18 protein-coding genes are annotated in these 21,495 nt (G+C 30.9%); 3 read left to right on the forward strand and 15 right to left on the reverse strand.

The window, feature by feature from the left end; all coding sequences use genetic code 11:
• Nucleotides 1-23 precede the first annotated feature (23 nt).
• The 5 genes from mfd to spoVG form a co-directional block, all read right to left on the reverse strand.
• Nucleotides 24-3,539, reverse strand: a complete 3,516-nt coding sequence (gene mfd / locus FYJ83_RS06195) for a transcription-repair coupling factor (RefSeq protein ID WP_154439466.1) — start codon at nt 3,537-3,539, stop codon at nt 24-26.
• Nucleotides 3,540-3,575: 36 nt separating this feature from the next.
• Complete coding sequence (pth, locus tag FYJ83_RS06200) at nt 3,576-4,157, reverse strand: aminoacyl-tRNA hydrolase (RefSeq protein WP_154439467.1); 582 nt, start codon at nt 4,155-4,157, stop codon at nt 3,576-3,578.
• A gap of 19 nt (nt 4,158-4,176) precedes the next feature.
• On the reverse strand, nt 4,177-5,124 hold the full coding sequence (locus tag FYJ83_RS06205) for a ribose-phosphate diphosphokinase (RefSeq protein ID WP_154439468.1): 948 nt from the start codon (nt 5,122-5,124) through the stop codon (nt 4,177-4,179).
• Nucleotides 5,125-5,143: 19 nt separating this feature from the next.
• Nucleotides 5,144-6,529, reverse strand: a complete 1,386-nt coding sequence (gene glmU, locus FYJ83_RS06210) for a bifunctional UDP-N-acetylglucosamine diphosphorylase/glucosamine-1-phosphate N-acetyltransferase GlmU (protein ID WP_154439469.1) — start codon at nt 6,527-6,529, stop codon at nt 5,144-5,146.
• A gap of 318 nt (nt 6,530-6,847) precedes the next feature.
• Complete coding sequence (gene spoVG / locus FYJ83_RS06215; RefSeq protein ID WP_154439470.1) at nt 6,848-7,111, reverse strand: septation regulator SpoVG; 264 nt, start codon at nt 7,109-7,111, stop codon at nt 6,848-6,850.
• 283 nt (nt 7,112-7,394) lie between these two features.
• On the opposite strand from spoVG, the gene murC reads away from it, so the two are divergent.
• A complete protein-coding gene (murC, locus tag FYJ83_RS06220) occupies nt 7,395-8,798 on the forward strand; it encodes a UDP-N-acetylmuramate--L-alanine ligase (RefSeq protein ID WP_154439471.1) in 1,404 nt (467 codons plus the stop codon).
• 86 nt (nt 8,799-8,884) lie between these two features.
• Here murC and FYJ83_RS06225 read toward each other — a convergent pair whose 3' ends face one another.
• The 6 genes from FYJ83_RS06225 to FYJ83_RS06250 form a co-directional block, all read right to left on the reverse strand.
• Nucleotides 8,885-9,880 (reverse strand): LCP family protein, encoded by a 996-nt coding sequence (locus FYJ83_RS06225; RefSeq protein WP_154439472.1) that lies wholly within the window; start codon nt 9,878-9,880, stop codon nt 8,885-8,887.
• A 134-nt stretch (nt 9,881-10,014) separates the two neighbouring features.
• Nucleotides 10,015-10,863: a 3-hydroxybutyryl-CoA dehydrogenase gene (locus FYJ83_RS06230; protein ID WP_154439473.1), complete on the reverse strand. Its 849-nt coding sequence runs from the start codon at nt 10,861-10,863 to the stop codon at nt 10,015-10,017.
• Between the two features lie 15 nt (nt 10,864-10,878).
• Nucleotides 10,879-11,658 carry a short-chain-enoyl-CoA hydratase gene (locus FYJ83_RS06235; protein ID WP_154439474.1) on the reverse strand — a complete coding sequence of 260 codons (780 nt, stop codon included), beginning with the start codon at nt 11,656-11,658 and terminating at the stop codon, nt 10,879-10,881.
• A gap of 162 nt (nt 11,659-11,820) precedes the next feature.
• Nucleotides 11,821-12,945: a SpoIIE family protein phosphatase gene (locus tag FYJ83_RS06240; RefSeq protein WP_154439475.1), complete on the reverse strand. Its 1,125-nt coding sequence runs from the start codon at nt 12,943-12,945 to the stop codon at nt 11,821-11,823.
• Nucleotides 12,946-13,072: 127 nt separating this feature from the next.
• Complete coding sequence (locus FYJ83_RS06245; RefSeq protein WP_154439476.1) at nt 13,073-13,600, reverse strand: cob(I)yrinic acid a,c-diamide adenosyltransferase; 528 nt, start codon at nt 13,598-13,600, stop codon at nt 13,073-13,075.
• A gap of 152 nt (nt 13,601-13,752) precedes the next feature.
• Nucleotides 13,753-14,886: a THUMP domain-containing class I SAM-dependent RNA methyltransferase gene (locus tag FYJ83_RS06250; RefSeq protein WP_154439477.1), complete on the reverse strand. Its 1,134-nt coding sequence runs from the start codon at nt 14,884-14,886 to the stop codon at nt 13,753-13,755.
• 135 nt (nt 14,887-15,021) lie between these two features.
• Here FYJ83_RS06250 and FYJ83_RS06255 point away from each other — a divergent pair, with 135 nt between their 5' ends.
• Together FYJ83_RS06255 and tyrS are read left to right on the forward strand one after the other, a co-directional pair.
• The gene (locus tag FYJ83_RS06255) at nt 15,022-15,399 is read left to right on the forward strand and encodes a class II SORL domain-containing protein (RefSeq protein WP_154439478.1); all 378 of its coding nucleotides are present in this window, start codon (nt 15,022-15,024) and stop codon (nt 15,397-15,399) included.
• Nucleotides 15,400-16,156: 757 nt separating this feature from the next.
• Nucleotides 16,157-17,380 (forward strand): tyrosine--tRNA ligase, encoded by a 1,224-nt coding sequence (gene tyrS, locus FYJ83_RS06260; protein WP_154439479.1) that lies wholly within the window; start codon nt 16,157-16,159, stop codon nt 17,378-17,380.
• Between the two features lie 43 nt (nt 17,381-17,423).
• Here tyrS and FYJ83_RS06265 read toward each other — a convergent pair whose 3' ends face one another.
• The 4 genes from FYJ83_RS06265 to FYJ83_RS06280 are packed head-to-tail and all read right to left on the reverse strand — an operon-like array spanning nt 17,424 to nt 21,491.
• Complete coding sequence (locus FYJ83_RS06265) at nt 17,424-18,155, reverse strand: nucleoside phosphorylase (RefSeq protein WP_154439480.1); 732 nt, start codon at nt 18,153-18,155, stop codon at nt 17,424-17,426.
• A gap of 4 nt (nt 18,156-18,159) precedes the next feature.
• On the reverse strand, nt 18,160-19,488 hold the full coding sequence (locus FYJ83_RS06270; RefSeq protein ID WP_195837932.1) for a dihydrolipoyl dehydrogenase family protein: 1,329 nt from the start codon (nt 19,486-19,488) through the stop codon (nt 18,160-18,162).
• Nucleotides 19,481-20,416 carry an ABC transporter permease gene (locus FYJ83_RS06275; protein WP_154439482.1) on the reverse strand — a complete coding sequence of 312 codons (936 nt, stop codon included), beginning with the start codon at nt 20,414-20,416 and terminating at the stop codon, nt 19,481-19,483. Before FYJ83_RS06275 ends, FYJ83_RS06270 begins: the two co-directional genes overlap by 8 nt.
• Entirely contained in the window at nt 20,409-21,491 is a 1,083-nt protein-coding gene (locus FYJ83_RS06280) for an ABC transporter permease (protein ID WP_154439483.1), read from the reverse strand. Before FYJ83_RS06280 ends, FYJ83_RS06275 begins: the two co-directional genes overlap by 8 nt.
• Nucleotides 21,492-21,495: the final 4 nt, after the last annotated feature.

The following is a 21,495-nucleotide window of genomic DNA, read 5'->3' on the forward strand; positions in this document are numbered from 1 at the left end:
CTTATCTATTTGTAATAAGCCTTTTAAATATTGTTTCCCTTATAATCAAAACCATGAATCTTTTCAATTAAAGATTTTAATTCATCTAATACATTAGATTTTATTTTGTAATTAAAAGATGGTTCTTGAGATAGATTAAATGATAGTCTTTTTCCATATTCAGTAGATAAATAGTGAAGTAGTTCTACTGAGATTTTATCTGTATCACTAAATTCTAATCGAATTTCTTTATTTATTTGAGTAATACTTTTAATATTATTTTTACTTCCTAAGTATCTAATATAGGAAATATCCATTAGATTTTCAACTTCCTTAGGTAAATCTCCAAATCTATCAATTAACTCATCTAATAATTCCCTATAATCATCTATATTAGAAATTGAAGCAATTTTTTTATATACCTCTATCTTTTGTTCCTCATCTTCGATATATCGTTCTTTAATATATCCATCTACTTTAATGTCCACTGTAGTATCTATACTTTCCTCTACTTCTTCTCCTTTTAATTTTCTAATAGCTTCACTTAAGAATTTTACATATAAGTCATATCCTATGGCTTCAATTTGTCCATGTTGTTCTACTCCCAGTAGATTTCCTGCTCCTCTTATTTCCAAGTCTCTCATGGCAATTTTAAACCCTGACCCAAATTCTGTAAATTCCTTTATAGCTCTAAGTCTTTTTTCTGCAACTTCTGATAAAACTTTATTGGTTTCATAGGTAAAATATCCATAGGCAATTCTATTGGATCTTCCTACTCTTCCCCTTAATTGATATAATTGGGAAAGTCCCATTTTGTCTGCATCATGAATTATTATGGTATTTACATTTGGAATATCTAGCCCTGTTTCAATAATAGTAGTACATACCAAAACATCTACTTCATTTTCTAAAAAACTTACCATTACTTTTTCTAGTTCTCTTTCTGACATTTGTCCATGTCCTATGGCAAAGGTGGCCTCAGGTACTAGCTTCCTAAGAATTGAAGTTATCTTGTCTATGGTCTCAACTCTATTATATAAAAAATATACCTGCCCACCTCTCCCTATTTCTTTTAAAATAGCATCTCTAATCATTTGTTCGTTAAATTCAACTACATAGGTCTGTATAGGGTATCTTTCTTCTGGTGGGTCTTCAATAACAGACATATCTCTAATACCCGATAGAGACATATGTAATGTCCTAGGTATAGGGGTGGCCGTAAGAGTTAGTACATCTATTGTCTCCTTAAATTTCTTTAGAGATTCCTTATGTTTTACACCAAATCTTTGCTCCTCATCTATAATCAATAGACCTAAATCATGAAACGAAACATCCTTAGATAATAGTCTGTGAGTACCTACTACAATATCTATTACTCCATTCCTAATATTGTCTATGGCTAGCTTTTGCTGAGACTTAGTTCTAAATCTGCTTAGTACATCGACTTTAATTGGAAAACCTGAAAACCTTTCTACTATAGTATTATAATGTTGCTGTGCTAAAATTGTAGTAGGTACTAGAATAGCAACTTGTTTACTATCCATTACAGCTTTAAATGCCGCTCTTAAAGCTACTTCAGTTTTTCCATATCCCACATCTCCACAAAGAAGCCTATCCATAGGTTTAGGCTTTTCCATATCTTTCTTAATTTCCAAGATACTTCTCAACTGACCATCTGTTTCTTCATAGGGGAATAAATCTTCAAACTCCCTTTGCCAGTTTCCATCTTTAGAAAATTCAAATCCTCTATATGCTTCCCGTTTCGCATATAGTTCCAGTAAATCATGGGCCATATCCTCTACTGCTTTTCTAGCCTTTTCTTTTGTTCTAGCCCATTCAGCACTAGACAATTTATTGACCTTAGGTTTTATACTATCTGATCCAATGTATTTCTGGATTAAGTGCATTTGGTCTATAGGTACATATAACTTGTCTTCTCCCCTATATCTTATGGTCATATAATCTTTTTTAATACCCTGAATATTTAACTGTTCTACACCTTCATAACGACCGATTCCATGGTTTTCATGTACTACATAGTCTCCTACATTTAAGTCGGAAAAGTTAACTTGTTTAGTACCCTTATTTTTTACTTTTCGAGATTTTTTCTTTCCTGCTCCGAATATTTCTTTATCACTTATTACTATGAATTTTAAAAGAGGGTATTCAAATCCCCCTCCAATACTTCCAGGAGTAATAAACACTTGAGAAGATTTGATTTCTGTATTTTTATCCATTAAAAAACTAGACTCTATATCCATATTTACTAAGGTGTCTTGAAGTCTTTTTCCTCTTTCTTCTGTTCCAGAAAGTATTATTACTTTATAGCCTCTATATTTGAAATGATTAATATCCTCTTTTAAGATTTCCATCTTATTGTGATATGAGTGAGTACTTTTAATGGAAAAATCATGAATTGATTTTGGATTAAAGCTATTAGTACCACTTAATAATGCACTATTTGTAATACATATTTTTTCCTTTATTTCTTTTAGGACATCTGTATAATCATATAAAACATTGGAATGAGAAGGTAAAATTTCTCCTACTTCATAAAGGTCTGTAAGCTTTAACCTAAAATTCTCCTCCATAAATTTTATACTTTCTTCTATTCTTTTAGGTTCGTCCATATAAATTAATGCGTCTTCTTTTAAATACTCTATTATAGAAGATAGGTTCTCTTTAGGTATATAGGGAATTATCATTTCTCTGTTGGAAATAAACAATTTTTCTGCCAAACTTTCTTTATACTTGTTGAACTTATTTTCTAAGTTTTCCTTCTCTATTCCACTGATTTTAGTCTTAGATAATGCCCTATTTAAATCCTTGTCTAAATTCTCAATAATATTTTCTCTATAGTCTTCTAAAATTAAAGTTTCCTTTACTGGAGATATAAGTGTATGATCCATTATATCCAAGGACCTCTGGTTTGTAATTTCAAAAGTTCTTATGGAATCCACTTCTTCATCAAATAATTCAATTCTAATTGGATTTGAACTATAAGGAGGAAAGAAATCTATAATTCCACCTCTGATACTAAATTGTCCCACACCTTCTACCATATTAACTCTTTCATATCCTCCATTTATGAGAAGATTTATTAAATTGTCCAAATCTATCTCATCTCCAAGGGATATATTCTTCGAGTAGGATTTAAATATATCTTTAGACATTAGTTTATGAAGTATTGCTTCTATTGAGGTAACTATAAGTAAGTCTTCACCTTCCATAAGTTTAGAAACTATTCCTATTCTTTCATTATTCCTTTCATAACTAAAGGCATCTACTTCATAGAAAACCAATTCTCTTTTTGGTAACAAAACTACATTATTGTTACCTATATTTTTTATATCTTCATATATTTTTTTACTTTTTACTTCATTATAGGTAATAACTAATATTTGTTTTTTAGTATGCTCTTTTAGGGCATAGATAATATGTCCTATACTTTCATCGATTATACCATAAGTACCTATAGGACTAACTTTTCTTTCTATATCTAGTTTTAATTTATTATATGAGTCTAAGCTATTTAACGGATCTATTAAAATGTTTGACATTTTTTCACCTCTTAGGTAAATACCTCAAGCCCAGGTTTAATCCTGGGCCTTGTTTCCTTTATTATTGAATTTATTCATTGCTTCTTCTATACCATCTTTTATAATAGATTCTACTGATTCTGCTCCAATTAAAATAGATTCCTCAATTAATTTTCTTTCTTCTTTAGAAAATCTACTTAGTACAAAATCTGCTAAATTTTGATTCTCCCTTTTCCTTCCAATTCCTATTTTTATTCTAGGAAAATCATCTTTTTGCAGGTGGTATATTATGGATTTTAATCCATTATGAGAACCAGCACTTCCTCTTCTCTTTATTCTAACAGCACTGAAGTCAATATCAATATCATCTACTATAACAATAATATTCTCTGGAGGAATCTTATAAAAACTAGATATTTCTCTGACTGTAATTCCACTATTATTCATATATGTTTGTGGCTTTACAAGTAGAACTTTGGAGCCTCCTATATTTCCTTCCCCATATACAGATTTAAATTTAATTTTATTTATATTAATATGATTTCTTTCTGCCAATATATCTATTGTATCAAATCCTACATTATGTCTTGTATTTGTATAATCCTTCCCTGGATTACCAAGACCTACTACAACAAACAAAAAATCATCTCCCATTATTTTATTCAAATAACTTGCTTACAGACTCATTATCATGAATTCTTCTTATGGCCTCAGCAAATAGTGGAGCAACAGATACTATTTCTATTTTATCTATTTTCTTATCTGATGGAAGAGGTATTGTATCTGTAATAATAAACTTCTCTAATTCTGAATCTCTTATTCTTTCTATGGCAGGACCTGATAGCACTCCATGAGTTGCACATCCATAAACCTTTTTAGCACCAAAGTTTTTAAGCACTGATGCCGCTTTAGCTATGGTTCCTGCTGTATCTATAATATCATCTACTATGATTACATTTTTTCCATTAATATCTCCTATAACATTCATTACTTCTGATACATTTGCCTTAGGTCTTCTTTTTTCAATAATGGCTATAGGTAAATCCAAGTGATTAGCAAAAGCTCTGGCTCTACTTACTCCACCTAAATCTGGAGAAACTATTACTGTTTCCTCTTCTATAAAATCTTTGAAGTATTCTGCCAGTATAGGAACACCTGAAAGATGGTCTACTGGAATATCAAAATATCCCTGAATCTGTGCAGCATGTAAATCCATGCTTATTACTCTATCTGCACCTGCTGTAGTAAATAGATTTGCTACTAGTTTTGCTGTAATTGGCTCTCTAGCCTTAGTTTTTCTATCTTGTCTAGCATAACCATAATATGGAATTACAGCATTTACTCTTCCTACAGATGCTCTCTTTACTGCATCTATAAGTATTAATGTTTCCATTAAATTATCGTTTACAGGAGAACAAGTTGGTTGTATTATAAATACATCTATTCCTCTTACGGTTTCATCAATATTTACATTTATTTCTCCGTCACTAAATTGACTGACATCACAAGTACCTAATGGAATACCTAATTCTTTACAAATCTTTTCTGCTAATTCCCTATTTGCATTGCCTGAAAAAACCTTCATGCCACCTCTACCTAAATTCATTTACATATTCCTCCTAAGTTTATTTATCTTTTATTAAGTCTTTCTTTTCCACCCAACCTATCTTATTAACTTGTGCTGCCCTTGCTATAGACAATGCACCTTCTGGAACTTCTTCTACTATTGTAGAACCTGCTGCCACATATCCCCGTGCTTCAACCTTTACAGGAGCTACTAAATTAGAATTACTTCCAATAAAAGAATTATCTCCTACTGTTGTTCTAAACTTTTCTTTTCCATTATAATTTACAAATATAACTCCACAACCAATATTAACATCATGTCCAACATCTGCATCTCCTATATATGCTAAATGTCCAGCTTTTGTATTATCCTTAATAACTGAATTTTTCACTTCAACAAAATTACCTATCTTAACATTTTCACCAATATTGCTATTTGGTCTAAGATGAGCAAAGGGACCTATATGGGTATTTTCTCCAACTTGACTGTCTTCTATAGTTGAAGATTCAATAATTACATTAGAGGATATTATACTATTTACAATTCTAGAATTATTCCTTATAATACAATCTTCTCCTATTTCCGTACTTCCTTCTAAACTCACTCCAGGATAAATAATAGTATCTCTACCTATTTTTACAGTATCTTCAATATAAGTGTTAGAAGGGTCTATTATGGTTACACCATTTTCCATATGCCTTTCGTTAATTCTATCTTTCATTATCTTTTCACTAAAACTAAGTTGTACTCTAGAATTAACTCCATGAATTTCTGTAGAGTCCTCAATTATATAGGCTCCTACTCTATGCCCTTCTTCTTTTAATATACCTATAACATCAGTAATATAGTATTCATTTTGAGCATTATTGTTATCAATCTTACTTAAAGCATATTTTAACAGCTTTCCATCAAAGCAATATATACCTGAATTAATCTCTTTTATTTTTTTCTCTTCTTCTGAAGCATCTTTTTGCTCAACAATTTTAAGTATATTTCCTGAGTCCTCTCTTATTATCCTTCCATATCCTGTAGGTTCCTCAAATATAGCTGTTAGTACAGTAGCTTGGAATCCACTTTTATTATGGTAATTAATCAATTTATTTATAGTTGATTCTGTAATAAGTGGTGTATCTCCATATAGTATTGTTATTGTACTATTATCATCTATGTGATCTATTGCCTGCATTACAGCATAACCAGTGCCATAAGGAATTCCTTCTCCAATAGGCTGTGTTTTAAAGATTATAGGTTCTTCTTTAAAATATTCCTTAGTTATATCTCCGCCATAACCCACTACAACTACATTCTTTTCAACATTTGCACCTTTACTAGCATCTATTACATATTGTAAAATAGGTTTTCCACATACCTTATGTAATACCTTAGGAAGTTTTGATTTCATTCTAGTACCTTCGCCAGCTGCTAATATAATAGAAATATTCATTTTTTACACCTCGATTTCAATTGTCTATCATTATTATTTTAACCCATTTAAAATATAAGTCTACAAAAAAATATAAAATTTAATATAATTTATATTTTTCCTATAAATATAAGGAAGTCTTTTTTTGAAACTATAACAAGTTTTAATTTAAAAATATAAAAAAAGCAGAACATTCCTATCCCTTATAAAAAAGAGCCTCTAACTCTTTTTATAGTAAATAGAAAAATTCTACTTTTTATTTTTCAAATCAATAATTTTCAATTTACTTCAATTAATTTAAACAAAAGTTACCAAAAAGCTTCTATATAGAAGCTTTGGCTATACTGTAGCTAATGATTTCTCGTATTCTTCAAATATGGCTTCTTGAATTTTCTGTCTAGTATCAGCATTTATAGGATGTGCTATATCTCTAAATTCCCCATCTGCCATTTTTCTACTTGGCATAGCAACAAAAAGTCCATTTTGACCTTCTATTATTTTGATGTCATGAACTACAAATTCTTCATCAAAAGTTACTGATACTATTGCTTTCATCTTTCCTTCTTCTGTTATTTTCCTTAATCTTACATCTGTGATTTTCATTTTGTATTTAGCCCCCTTTATTTAAGTCATGAAACTATTGAATATTCTATATATTCTATAAAAGTTTTAAAACTCCTTCTTTTTTTTGAAATTTTTTTTATTTTTTTACTTTTTTATATGAAATTACCATATACTTTACATAATCTATTAAATTTATGTTTAAATATCTTAGGTTTATGATATAATCTATCAGTGACAATTTAATAATATTAGAATAAAATAATATTAATATATATAAGAATGGTAATAATACATATATAGTATCTAAATAGGAGGAAATATTATGTTCAATTTTTGTATAGATAGTAAGGAATATTCAAAAGTTCATTTCATAGGAATAGGTGGTATTTCTATGAGTGGTTTAGCAGAAATTTTATTGAGTGAAGGATATTCTGTAAGTGGCTCAGATGCTAAAGATAGTCCAATAATTGAAAAACTTAGAGATATGGGAGCCAAAATTTACATAAATCATAACGAAGATAATGTAAATGATGCAGATTTAATAATATATACTGACGCCATATCTAAAGATAATGAAGAACTTACAAAGGCTTTCAGCATTGGAGTACCTGTAATAGATAGGGCAACTTTTTTAGGTGCATTAATGAAGAATTATAAAAATTCTATTGCAGTATCTGGTACTCATGGAAAAACTACAACCACTAGTATGTTGTCTACTATATTAAATCGTTCAACACTTAATCCTACTATTCTTTTAGGAGGACAATTAGATGAAATCAATGGCAATGTAAGACTAGGATCTAAAGATTTTATTCTTACAGAAGCTTGTGAATATAAAGGAAATATTTTGAAATATTTTCCCACAATGGCTATTATATTAAATATTGATGCAGACCATTTAGATTTCTTCAAGAATATGGATCACATACTTGATACTTTTGTGCAATATGGTGAGAACCTTTCCAGCCATAGTAGATTATTGATAAATGCAGATGATGGAAACGCAAAAAAAGTTATAGAAAAAACAAAAGCCAAGGTAATTACTTTTGGTAAAAATGGTGATTGGGATTATACTGCAGAAAATATTAACTTTTCTCCAGAAGGGTATCCATCCTATACTCTTAGAATTAAGGGAGAAGGATTATATACTATTCATCTAAATGTAATGGGAGAGCATAATGTATATAATTCTTTGGCCAGTATTGCCGCAGCACATATATATGGTGTGCCTATAGAAGATATTCAAAATAATATTTCTCTTTATTCTGGAGTTCATAGAAGATTAGAACTAAAAGGATATTTCAACGATATAAAAATAATTGATGATTATGCTCATCATCCAACAGAAATTAAGGCATCACTAAATGCAATTAAAAAATCTACTCAAGGTAATATATATTGTGTATTTCAACCTCATACATTTACTAGAACAAAACTTTTACTAAACAACTTCGCAGAATCATTTACAGATGCAAATAAAGTTATAATTACAGATATTTACGCTGCTAGAGAAAAAGATAATGGACTTATTCATTCTAAAGATTTAGTAGATGCAATTATTGATAAAGGATCTGATGCCATTTATTTAGGTTCCTTTAATGAAGTAGAAAACTATTTATTAGATAATATAAAAGAGAATGATATTATAGTAACTATGGGAGCTGGAAATGTTTATATGGTTGGAGATTCAATAATAAGCCAAAACAAAGAAAAAGAAGCAGTATAGAATTGTGAATGTTGAATTCTAATTTAAGAGATTAAAAAAGATTCTGTTTTTTGGTTATTGTAACCAAAAAACAGAATCTTTTTTAATTAACGATTATAGTCTACATTATATATTTCTTCCAATAATTTTCTTGCTTCTTTTTTATCATAAATAAAATAGGATAAAACTTTTTTATTTATTCTCCTAAACTCTGGTTTGCCAGGTAATGTTATCATCTCAAAATCTTCCTTTGTCATTCCTATGGCTTTTCTTCCCCAAGATAAAGAGTCCACCAAACTTATATCTGTTTTAACATGTTTAAATCCCTTTGTAATCACCGTAAGCATATTATCTGAAGCTTTACTTATAAAAGAACTCATAAACTCTTGTTGAGCCTTTATTCTTCCCAAATCGCCATCTCTATATCCCCCTTTATTGTTATTTCCTTTTCTATACCTTAGAAATTCCAATGATTTCTTTCCATCTAGTATCTGATTTCCTGGTTGTATATCAATTTCCAAGGGTGGTTTTCCTGTAGGGTCTTTATACTTCATATGAATAGGTACATTGACCTCTACTCCACCTAAACTATCAACTATTTTTTCCACACCTTCATAATCAAGCATAACATAATGATGTATTGGTACGTTATCTAAAATATAAGATACAGTCTTTTTAACTCCAGTTACACCATGTTTTTCATATATACTATTTATTTTTCTTTGTTCTGCTGTATTATATCCTTTTCTATGAATATAAGTATCTCTTGGTATATTCATTAAATTCATTTTTTTAGTATCTGGACAAAAAGAGGCGAAAATAATAGTATCTGTTCTAACATCTTCTAGTCCCATTACTAAAAAATTTATTCTGTTACTTTTTTCTACTGCTTCCTTTAAAGTGGAATAAACTTCTGGTTCCTTTGGTTCCGTCTCTAGCTTTTCCATAATCTTTTTGCTTATATCTAATTGTTCTTTCATGGAATTATCTATATTGGTTTCAAGTTTAATATCTTTTTCTTTTACATAGGAATAAGAACCAATGGATATTGCCATTAAAAAACATATAAAAGATAGAATAAAAACCTTTGAAAAAGTTCTCATATAATGCCACCTTTCTAATGTGGATTCTTATTAGTATATTGTAACCAAAAAAAATAATTTTAAATTTAAAATTACAGAAAAAAATACCCTTCAGTAAACTGAAGAGTATTTTAAAATTAATATTCTATTTAAAATTAATATTCAAAGAAACCTTTTTTAGTTTTTCTTCCTAACAAGCCACCTCTAACCATTTTTCTTAGTAGTGGATGTGCTCTATATTTAGGATCTCCAAACTCCTCATATAAAACATCCATTATTGCTAAACAAACATCAAGACCTACTAAATCCCCTAAAGCTAAAGGTCCCATTGGATGATTTGCACCTAATTTCATAGCTTCATCTATATCCTCTGCAGTAGCTACTCCATCGGCTAAAATACCTACAGCCTCATTTATCATAGGAATAAGTATTCTATTTACTACAAAACCTGGTGCTTCTTCTACTTCCACTGGAGTTTTTCCTAGTTCTTTAGATAATTCTATAATTATATTTTTTGTTTCTTCTGAAGTAGCAATTCCTTTTATAACCTCAACTAATTTCATCATTGGAACTGGATTAAAAAAGTGCATTCCTATAACTTTATCTGGTCTATTAGTTGAGTTAGCAATTTCAGTAATTGATAAAGAAGATGTATTGGTAGCAAGGATTGTATCTTCCTTACATAACTTATCTAGTCTACCAAATATCTCTTTTTTCAGTTCCATATCTTCAGATATGGCTTCAATAACTAAGTCGCAGTCCTTTAAGTCTTCATAGGAGGTAGTTATGGAAATATTGTTTAATATATTTTCCATGTTTTCTTTTGTAATCTTTTCTTTTTCTACTAGTCTATTTAATCCTTTCTCTATAGACTTGATGCTTCCTCTTGGATTTTCCTCATCTATGGCTCTAACCCACATAGTTACATTGTAATCCTTCTGAGCAAAAATTTGTACAATTCCACAAGCCATAGTTCCTCTACCTAAAATACCTATATTTTTCATAAAGCACCTCCGAAATTATTTTAATTTATAATTAGGTATACGTTTTTCTAAAAAAGCCCTCATACCTTCTTTTTGGTCTTCTGTGGAAAAACATAAACCAAATAAATCCTTTTCTATGACCATTCCAGTAGATAAATCTGTTTCTATTCCTCTATTTATTGCAGTTTTAGCATATCTTACAGCAACCTGTCCTTTAGATATAATTTTACTTGCCATTTCCATAGCTGAATTCATTAGATCTTCTGATGCTACTACCTTATTAACTAATCCAATTCTAGCCGCTTCTTCTGCACCAATTATGTCACAAGTAAATATAAGTTCTTTTGCCCTGCCTATTCCAACTAATCTAGCTAATCTTTGTGTGCCAGCAAATCCTGGAATAATTCCAAGTCCTACTTCTGGTTGTCCAAACTTAGCTTTTTCGGAAGCTATTCTTATATCACAACACATAGAAAGTTCACAGCCACCGCCTAATGCAAATCCATTTACTGCGGCAATTACTGGCTTTTCCATTAACTCTATCTTCCTGAATACAGATAATCCCTTTTCAGCAAATTTTCTAGCTTCCATAGAGTTCATATCCTTCATTTCCCCTATATCTGCTCCAGCTACAAAAGACCTACCCTCACCAGTTAGTATAAGTATATAAATATTTTCATCATTATTAATTATGTCTATTGCTTCATTTAATTCATCTAATACTGCTTCATTCAAAGCATTTAATGCCTCGGGTCTATTGATTGATAAAATTCCAATGTTTCCTTCTCTCTTAAATAATAGACTTTTCCAATTCAAACCTATCCCCCCTTAGTAAATTCACGGCTATTATTGTCAATATCATATCAAACTCTTTTTTATAAATCAACACCTTTTATATATTATGTAGGTACTAGTTCTATTAATACATCATTAAATAACAAAAGACCAAATAGCCAAAGCTATTCAGTCTATTATTATCTATTCAATTACTTCCATAAGAACTAGAGCAAAGTCATCTTGCTGTTCTCCCCAACTATAGGTTATAATTTCATTATTTATTTCATTTAAAATATCTTCTTTATGACTCCTTATCATATCTATTACGCTTTCTATACCAAATTCTCTGCCTGTTCTATCTTTGGCTTCTGTTATTCCATCTGTATAAAATAGTATTTTATCACCTTTTTTTAATTTAATAACTTCTTCATCATATACAATCTCATCAAATAATAAAACCATAGGGTATCCTTTTACTTCTAACATTTCCATACCATCATCATTATACTTAATTGGTATACAATTATGTCCTGCATTTGCATATTTAAATTCATAGGTGGTTTTATTGAAAATACCATAGAACATAGTAAAATACTTATCTACTTCTAAATTCAATGTCCTAAATCTTTTATATAGTTCTGATAATGTAGCTGATGGATCCAAAATATCATCCTTTATAGCCCTCATAGTTTGCCTAATAAACATGGTCATCATAGCTGCAGCTATACCATGACCTGACACGTCTGATATATATATCCCTATATTTTCATCATCAATGTGAAATACATCAAACATATCTCCACTTAACATCTCTGATGGTTTATATATATAGTCAACGAAAATATTTTCTAATACTTCTTTACCAGGTAGAATTTTTTCTTGAATTCTCTTAGCAAAACCAAGGTCTTTACTCATCTTTTTATTTTTATCAATTAACTCTAACTCTAGCTTTCTTTCTCTTGTTACATCTCTAAATACTTCTACTGCTGCAAACACTTCTCCATTGGAATTAGTAACTGGTGATGATTTTACTGAAAAATATCTTCCATTAATTTCCTCTTCTTTTTGCACAGTTTCACCAGTTTTTATACTTCTTTTTGTAATGCAAAAAGTACAAGGAGTTACTTTGCAATGGGCTTTATAACATTTCATGCCAACAATATTATCTCCTAAATGTTCTTTCATTGTTTTATTGGCATATATAATAGTGCCTTCTTTATCCACCACTCGAACCCAGTCTGCCATACCTTCTAACACATGATAATTTAGCATACCATATTCTTCTATTTTTTTTTCTACTGGACTTAAATCTTCTTTACTTAGCATGCTTATCACCCATATAATATTTATTTGTATAATAAAACTACTCTTTGTAACATTCTATACTATTTATATAATAATTTCTACCTTTTTTTGATTTTATTGCTTTATTTCGGTAAACTTTTTCTAAATTTTACATATATTTTACATGAGTCTCTTTTTCTTCAGAATATCTTGCCATTGCATATAAACAATCTGATAACCTATTTACATATTTTATGACTAAAGGGTCTACTTCTGCATGACCTGATAAAGTGATAATCCTTCTTTCTGCTCTTCTACACACAGTTCTAGCCACATGAAGATATGCAGACTTCTTTCCTGAACCTGGCACTATAAAACCAGTGGGATTATTTAATCTTCCCATATATAAATCAATTATCTTTTCTAAATCATCTATATCTTTTTCTAGTATATGATGCTTTACCTTTTTACTGTCCTCTGTGGCTAAGTTTGTGGCAACTGTAAATAACTTGTTTTGAATGGATTCAATTAGTTCATACATTTCCTTATCATCTACATAATTCTTTGCTAAACCCATAAAAGAACCTAGTTCATCAACAGTTCCATAACTTTCCACTCTAATATCATCCTTTGATACTCTTTTATTATCAAACAAACTCGTGGAACCCTTATCTCCAGTTTTAGTATATATGGTCATGTCTACACCTCCGTATATTTAGTAAACAACTAATAACTAATAATTAATATAAGCAGGGTACCAAAATTGTGGTTTTCAATTTTGTGTGCATCCCTTAGTTTGTTTATCTAGTGAATAGTTGTGGAAGTTTCTAGTAAACTAGAATCTATTAACTATTTTTCTGGTCTTGGTCCATAGTATTGATAGTAGTCTACCTTTATTCTTCCATTGTATAGCTTTCTTTTTTTATTTGCTTTCTTTCCATATTGCTTCTCAAATTCCTCTTCAGAAGTAATTATATACAACGACCAAGTATCTAGCTCTTTAAACTTAATCCCTAAATCTTTGTGAAGTCTTTCTACTTCTCTTTTCTCACTTAATCTTTCACCATAAGGTGGATTAGTTATAACTACTCCATATTCGTTTTTTAGCTCTGCATCTCTGAAGTCTTTATTAAAAAATGCGATATCATCTTCTAATCCTAAATTTGCGGCATTATCTCTAGCACGATGAATTGCTTTTTTGTCTATATCACAACCAAGAATGTGTAATTTAGTCTCATTATCTATTGCTTGAAATGCTTCCTTTCTTGCTTCCTTCCAATATTCTTCCTTTACTCTAGGCCAGTTCTCTGCTGCAAAATTTCTATCAAGACCTGGTGCCATATTTCTTCCTATCATTGCCGCCTCTATTGGTATAGTTCCTGATCCACAGAATGGGTCCATTAAAACTCTATCTTTATTCCAATAACTTAAAAGTATCATAGCAGCAGCTAAAGTCTCTTTTATAGGTGCATCACCCTGTCTATCTCTATAACCTCTTTTATGAAGTCCTTCTCCCGATGTGTCTATAGTTAAAGTTGCTATATCCTTAAGAAGAGCTACCTCAATAGTATATTTAGCACCTGATTTCTCAAACCATTCTACATTATATTTAGTCTTTAACTTTTCTATTACCGCTTTTTCTACGATTCTCTGACAATCCGAAATACTAAATAGCTTTGAATCTATACTCTTGCCATTTACTACAAAGTTTGCGTCTTCTGTAATCCATTGATCCCATGGTAATGCTTTTGTTTTTTCAAATAACTCATCAAAGGTTAATGCTTTAAACTCACCCATCTTTAAAAGAACTCTATCTGCAGTTCTTAACCATAAATTAGTTTTTGGTATATCTTTTTCTGTTCCTGTAAATGTTACCTTACCATTTTCTACTACTAAATCATTATATCCTAAATTCATTAGTTCTCTTTTTACTACTGACTCTAACCCAAAGGTAGCAGTAGCTATTAATTGAATGTTTCCCATTTTATCTCTCCTTCAAGCATATCTATCTATATTATACTCTAAATATAAAATATTTACCTATTAATATTGATTTTTTTAAAAATAATTGGGTATAGATAGTAGGAGATTATAAAAATGATTATGGAGGGGTTATATATGAAAAGCATAGGCAGTTTGTATCAAAGTGGAGATTGGAAAGGTGAAAAACATGTACCAGTAATTCACGCTCCTGAAAAAGTTAAACTTGGGGATTTAGTAGATGTTAAGGTTATGGTTGGTGAAGAAATAGCACATCCGAATACATTTGAGCATTACATATCATGGATAAAAGTTTACTATCAACCAGAAGGACATAAATTCCCTATAGAAATTGGTTCATTTAACTTTACAGCTCATGGAGAAAGCGAATTATATACTGAACCAAATGTATCCCTTAGATTTAAGCCATCAAAATGTGGTACAATTTATGCAACTTCCTATTGTAACATTCATGGACTATGGGAAAATAGCGTAGAACTTAAAGTTGAAGAATAGTAGTAAAGCCTAGAAGATTTCTAGGCTTTTTATTTTAGCCTTGACAACATATTTATATTGTATTAAGATAATATAAATATATAGTAGACTATGAAGGAGTTAAGTAACTGATTAAAGGTAAATCCACAGAGAATAGACTATTGCTGAGAAGTCTATATCCTTAAATTAGTGAATTACAATTCCAGAGTTCAATTTTGCGGTTTCCACACGTTACGTGGCTGAGGCTTTATGCGAATTAAGGTGGTACCACGGGTTTCCTCTCGTCCTTTAGACGAGATGATGCCCGTTTTTTTATGACCTAACACAACGAACGATAGTGAGTTGATGTAGGTCAAACGTAACGAACACCAAATTCATGTGAGCGTAGCGAGCAAATGAATTTGTGCTGTGAGACTGCGTGATATGACCTAACTTAGCGAACGACAGTGAGCTTTAGTAGGTCAAACGCAACGAGAACCAAATTCATACGAGTGTAACGAGTAAATGAATTTGAGTTTCGAGACTGCGTAGTCTACACAATACAACAAGCATAACAAGTTAAATAAAGTCAAACGCACCTATGCTATCTGTTTTGTCTATAATTCGCTACGCTGATTGGACAAAAAGGCAATGAGCACCAAATCTATACGAGCGTAGCGAGTAAATAGATTTGAGTTGCGAGACTGCGTAATATCCCTAACACACCAAGCATAACAAGTTAACCAAAGTCAATAAATTAAAATTATAAACTTAATATAAAATTACTAGGAGGAATAAAATGGATAATGTATTTGATATTTTAATGGAGAGAGGGTATATAAAACAAACTACTCATGAAGAAGAAATAAGAGAATTGTTGGGTAAAGAAAGTATAACATTTTATATAGGATTTGACCCTACAGCAGATAGTCTACATGTAGGTCACTTTATAGCTATGATGTTTATGGCTCATATGCAAAGAGCAGGTCATAGACCTATTGCCTTAGTTGGTGGTGGTACAGCAATGGTGGGAGACCCTTCTGGAAGAACTGATATGAGAAATATGCTCACTAAAGAAAACATAAATCACAATGCAGGCTGTATCAAAAAACAATTAGAAAGATTAATAGATTTCAATGATGGTAAAGCAATTTTAGAAAACAATGCTGATTGGCTTCTTGATTTAAATTATGTTGATTTTTTAAGAGATGTAGGTTCTCATTTCTCTGTCAATAGAATGTTAACTGCTGAATGCTTCAAACAAAGACTAGAAAAAGGATTATCATTCCTAGAATTTAACTATATGTTAATGCAGGGATATGATTTCTATGTATTAAATGAAAAGCATAATTGTAAAATGCAATTAGGCGGAGATGATCAATGGTCAAATATGATTGCAGGTATGGATTTAATCAGAAGAAAATCTAGTAAGCAAGTATATGCCATGACTTGTACTCTTCTTACAAATAGTGAAGGAGACAAAATGGGCAAAACAGCTAAAGGTGCTGTATGGTTAGACCCAGAAAAGACATCTCCTTATGAATTCTATCAATATTGGAGAAATGTTGAAGATGCTGATGTAAATAAATGTTTAAGAATGCTTACATTTGTCCCTATGGATGAAGTAAGAAGACTTAGTGCTTTAGAAGGTGCAGAAATCAATGTTGCTAAGGAGATATTAGCTTTTGAAGTGACTAAATTAATCCATGGAGAAGAAGAGGCTAATAAAGCACAACAAGCTGCTAAAGCATTGTTCTCAGGTGGCATAGATGAAGGCTCTATTCCATTTACTGAAATGGATAAATCTAGTTTTGAAAATGGTATAGGTATTCTTGATTTGCTAAAAGAAGTAGGTCTTACTAAATCCAATGGAGAAGGAAGAAGACTAGTAGAACAAGGGGGTATATCCATTGATGAAGTAAAAGTTGAATCCATAGATAAACAAATTACATTAGATGATTTCAAAGATGGAAAAATAATGATTAAAAAAGGTAAAAAAGTATATCATCAAGTGAGAATTTAAAATAACTCCGATTTTTGGTACAATAACCAAAAATCGGAGTTATTTATTTACTTAGTCTTACGAAGGTTTCCAATGCTAAAATGATTTCCCTTTTTTCTCCTTCTATAGTCTCTATATCTTTCATGGCATAATCTTCTACTGATTCTTTTAAATCTGATTTATATTCTACTACATTGTTTAATATACTGGCTGTTTTTACTCCCCTAAGTTGTCCAACTACAAATAAAGAAGAGGTTTCCATATCTGAAGCCAGTATATTTTTACTATTCCAATATTCCATTAACTTATTTTCATCATCAGTATAAAAAGAATCATGTGACCTTACTATTCCACAATGATATTTATATTTTAATTCTTCACAAGTATCTATAATTAAATTAGTAAGTTTTATATCAGCTACAGCAGGATATTTAGGACTTATATACATATTTGTAGCACCATCTTCCCTTATGGCAGCAGAACAAATAATTAAATCACCTATATTTATATTTGATTGAACTGCACCACCTGAACCTATTCTAATAATATACTTTGCACCACAGTAAATCAATTCTTCTATGGCTATGGCAGCTGATGGTCCTCCTATTCCTGTGGAAGTAACTGTTATAGGTACTCCCTTATAATAGCCTTTAATTGTTCTAAACTCTCTATTATATGCTATTTCTTCATAGGAATCCAACAATTCTCCTACTCTTAAAACCCTTGCTGGGTCTCCTGGAAGTATTACATATTCAGAGATATCTTTTGACTCACATAATATATGAGGCTGTTTCATTTTATCACCTTCTATTCTTTCCTTGTAATAAAGCTTCTCGTATTGATTCTCCTAAACTAGGATGAATAATTAAATTAGATAATAGGTCATCTGCTGTTTTTCCGTCCTTTATCACAGAACCTATTAATCCGATATATTCAGATACATTTTCTCCTATCATCCATAATCCTAGAATCTTATTTTCTTCATCTAGTATAACCTTTACAAAACCGCAATCTATATTCTTTGCCCAGCCTCTCCAAGAATCTTTAAATAAGGCGATTCCTATTTTATATGAAATACCATCCTCTTTTAATTCTAGCTCTTGCTTACCTACACCTGCCATTTCTGGTAAAGTAAATACTGCTCGTGGTAAAATATAGTATGATGTGTCCACTGGTATACCGTTCAGTATATAATCTGCTACACTTAATCCTTGTTGAATAGCCACATGAGCCATTCCTAAAATTCCATTGATGTCTCCAATGGCAAAAATATTTTGTTCATCAGTCAATAAATTTTCATAGACTATTATATTATTTTCATTTGTTTTTATATTGGTATTTTCAATTCCCAATGGAAAATTAGGTTTTCTCATGAATGTTACCAATGCTTTTTCAGTGGAAATTATAGTTCCATCCTCTAACAGTGTCTCTACTGCTCCTTTACTTACTTTTGCACTTTTGGCCCCTATACCTTTTATTATTTTTACACCCTTTGATATTAAATGAGTTTCTATAGGTTCTACTAAATCTCCATCGTTTCCAGATAAAATACCATCTTCTTTTTCTATAACAATAACATCTACACCTAATTCAGCATATAGTGCTGCAAATTCTATTCCCTCAACATTTCCACCTAAAATAGTTATACTCTTTGGAATATGAGTTAGATCAATAGCTTCCTTATGAGTTATTATATTTACTCCATCAATGGGAATTTCCTTTATACTATGGGGTTCAGTTCCTGTTGCAATAATAAAGTACTGAGCATCCAATATTTCATCTTCTACTGTAAATCTTTTTGAGTCTATAAACTTGCCGTTACCAATATATATATCTATATTTTCATTTATTAAATCTTCTTTAATCTTACTATCTAATATACTTAAATCTTCATTCCATTTATTTATAAGGTTTTCTCTAATGTTTTTAGTTTCATTATATTTATCTTTTATGCCTTTAAAAGAATCTAAAGCTTTTTTTACAGGTAGTGCACCCCATCTAAGAGCAGTTCCTCCTAATGAGTTCTTTTCTACTAATGCTACAGTTTTCCCACCTTTTTTTAAAGCCATAGCACTATAATATCCGCCAATTCCACCACCTATTATGACTACATCATATTTCTTATTCACCAAGGTTTATCGCCTCTTCCTTATTCTTTTTCCCCTTATTCATCTGTCTCTTAGTCACAATTACTAGAGCAAATATAGTAGCCAAATAAGGAACCATTTGAGTAAATTGAGCAGGAACTCCCACTACCTGCAGTCTAACACCTAAGGCATCAAAGAACCCAAATAATAAGGTAGCTAAAAAAGTCCCTATTGGATTAGCTTTACCGAATATTATGGCTGCCAATGCAATAAACCCTCTATTGGCACTCATATTTTCTGTAAATAAGGTTAAATATCCAAGGGATAAATGAGCACCAGCTAGTCCGCATAGTACTCCACAAGCTATGGAACTAGTATATTTCATTTTTCTTGGACTAATTCCAGCTGTCTCCAAAGCATCAGGGTATTCCCCTGCGCCACGCAACCAAATTCCTTGGGGTGTTTTGTATAAATACATATAAATAAATATTACTAAAATCCAACTAATATAAATAAATATAGTATGATTATTAAATATTATATTTAGAAATTCTATATTATCCATAAATGGAAAGTTTAGTTTTGGTAAAGGAACTATATCTGGAGAAGAAAATGCACCCTTCACTCCAAATATACTTCTCAATAGAAATACAGTAAGTCCTCCTGCAAACATATTTATGGCTATTCCTATTACAAATTCATCTGATTTCAGGTCTATAACAAATAATGCAAATATTAGACCTATAACCATTCCTATAATAGCAGCCAATGCAACTCCTGCAAGAGAACTGCCAAAGAAATAACTTCCTACTACTGCAAAAAATGCCCCTAAAAGAATCATTCCCTCCATACCTATGTTCAATATTCCTGCTTGCTGAGTAAGAAGTCCCCCTAATGCAGCTAAAATAAGAGGGGTAGCTGTTCTAATGGTATGTTGTAATAATGTTAGGTTAAAAAGCTCCTTAAACAATTTTTTCACCTACTTTACTATTAGCTGTCTTTTTCATCTTCCAGTTTTTATATATATTTTTAAAACCTGCTTCTCCTGCAATAAATAAAATTATTATGGATTGAATAACTGATACTAGCTCTGATGGTATTCCTATGGAATTTTCCATAGCAATAGAACCAGTTTTCAATGCTCCAAAAAATATGGACATCAATACTACACCTATAGGGTTGTTTTTTACGATTAATGCTATTAACATACCATCAAAGGCATATCCTGGGGATATATGCTGTAAAAACCTATAGTGAACTCCTAAAACTTCCAATGCCCCAGCAATTCCACATAATCCTCCTGAGATTACCATGGCTAATACCATTTGATTTTTATCTTTTATTCCTGCGTATCTGCTAAATATACTATTTTGCCCTACTATTTTGAAGTCATATCCATAGGAGGTTTTCTCCATTAAATAATAAATCACCACAGCTATAATCCCCATATAAAATATACTTGTATTCAATGTAGATAGTTTAACTAATCGAGAAAATCTAAATTGTTCTGCTACCATTTCTGTACCACCCATTTTACCTTGAGATGAAGCAAATGGGTAATTAACTAGATATGCAGTAAATAGTGTGGCTACTGTATTTAACATTATTGTGGTTATTACTTCGTCTACTTTATATTTTACTTTCAATATGGCAGGAACAAAACCATAAGCTCCTCCAACTAATGCACCTGCAATAATTGCTAATATTATACCTATAATTCCTGGTAATCCAGTGAAGGTAATACCTACATAAGCTGCAGCAAATGCACCTAAATATAGTTGTCCTTCTCCTCCTACATTTGATATTCCAGCCCTAAATGCTATGGCTGTTGCCAGCCCAGTAATTACTAGGGGAACAGTTTTAGCAAAAGTAGTTGCTATATTATACTTTGATCCAAATGCTCCTGTTAATAAAGCCCCATATCCTACTAATGGACTTCTGCCATTTGCTATCATAATCAATGCTCCTATTAAAAGTGATGCAAATATGGATATAAATAAGGAATTTAGATATTGGAGGTTCTTATTCTTAGTTAATCTTTCCATTTAA

The sequence above is a fragment of the Tissierella pigra genome (assembly GCF_009695605.1).
Taxonomy (GTDB): Bacteria; Bacillota; Clostridia; order Tissierellales; family Tissierellaceae; genus Tissierella; species Tissierella pigra.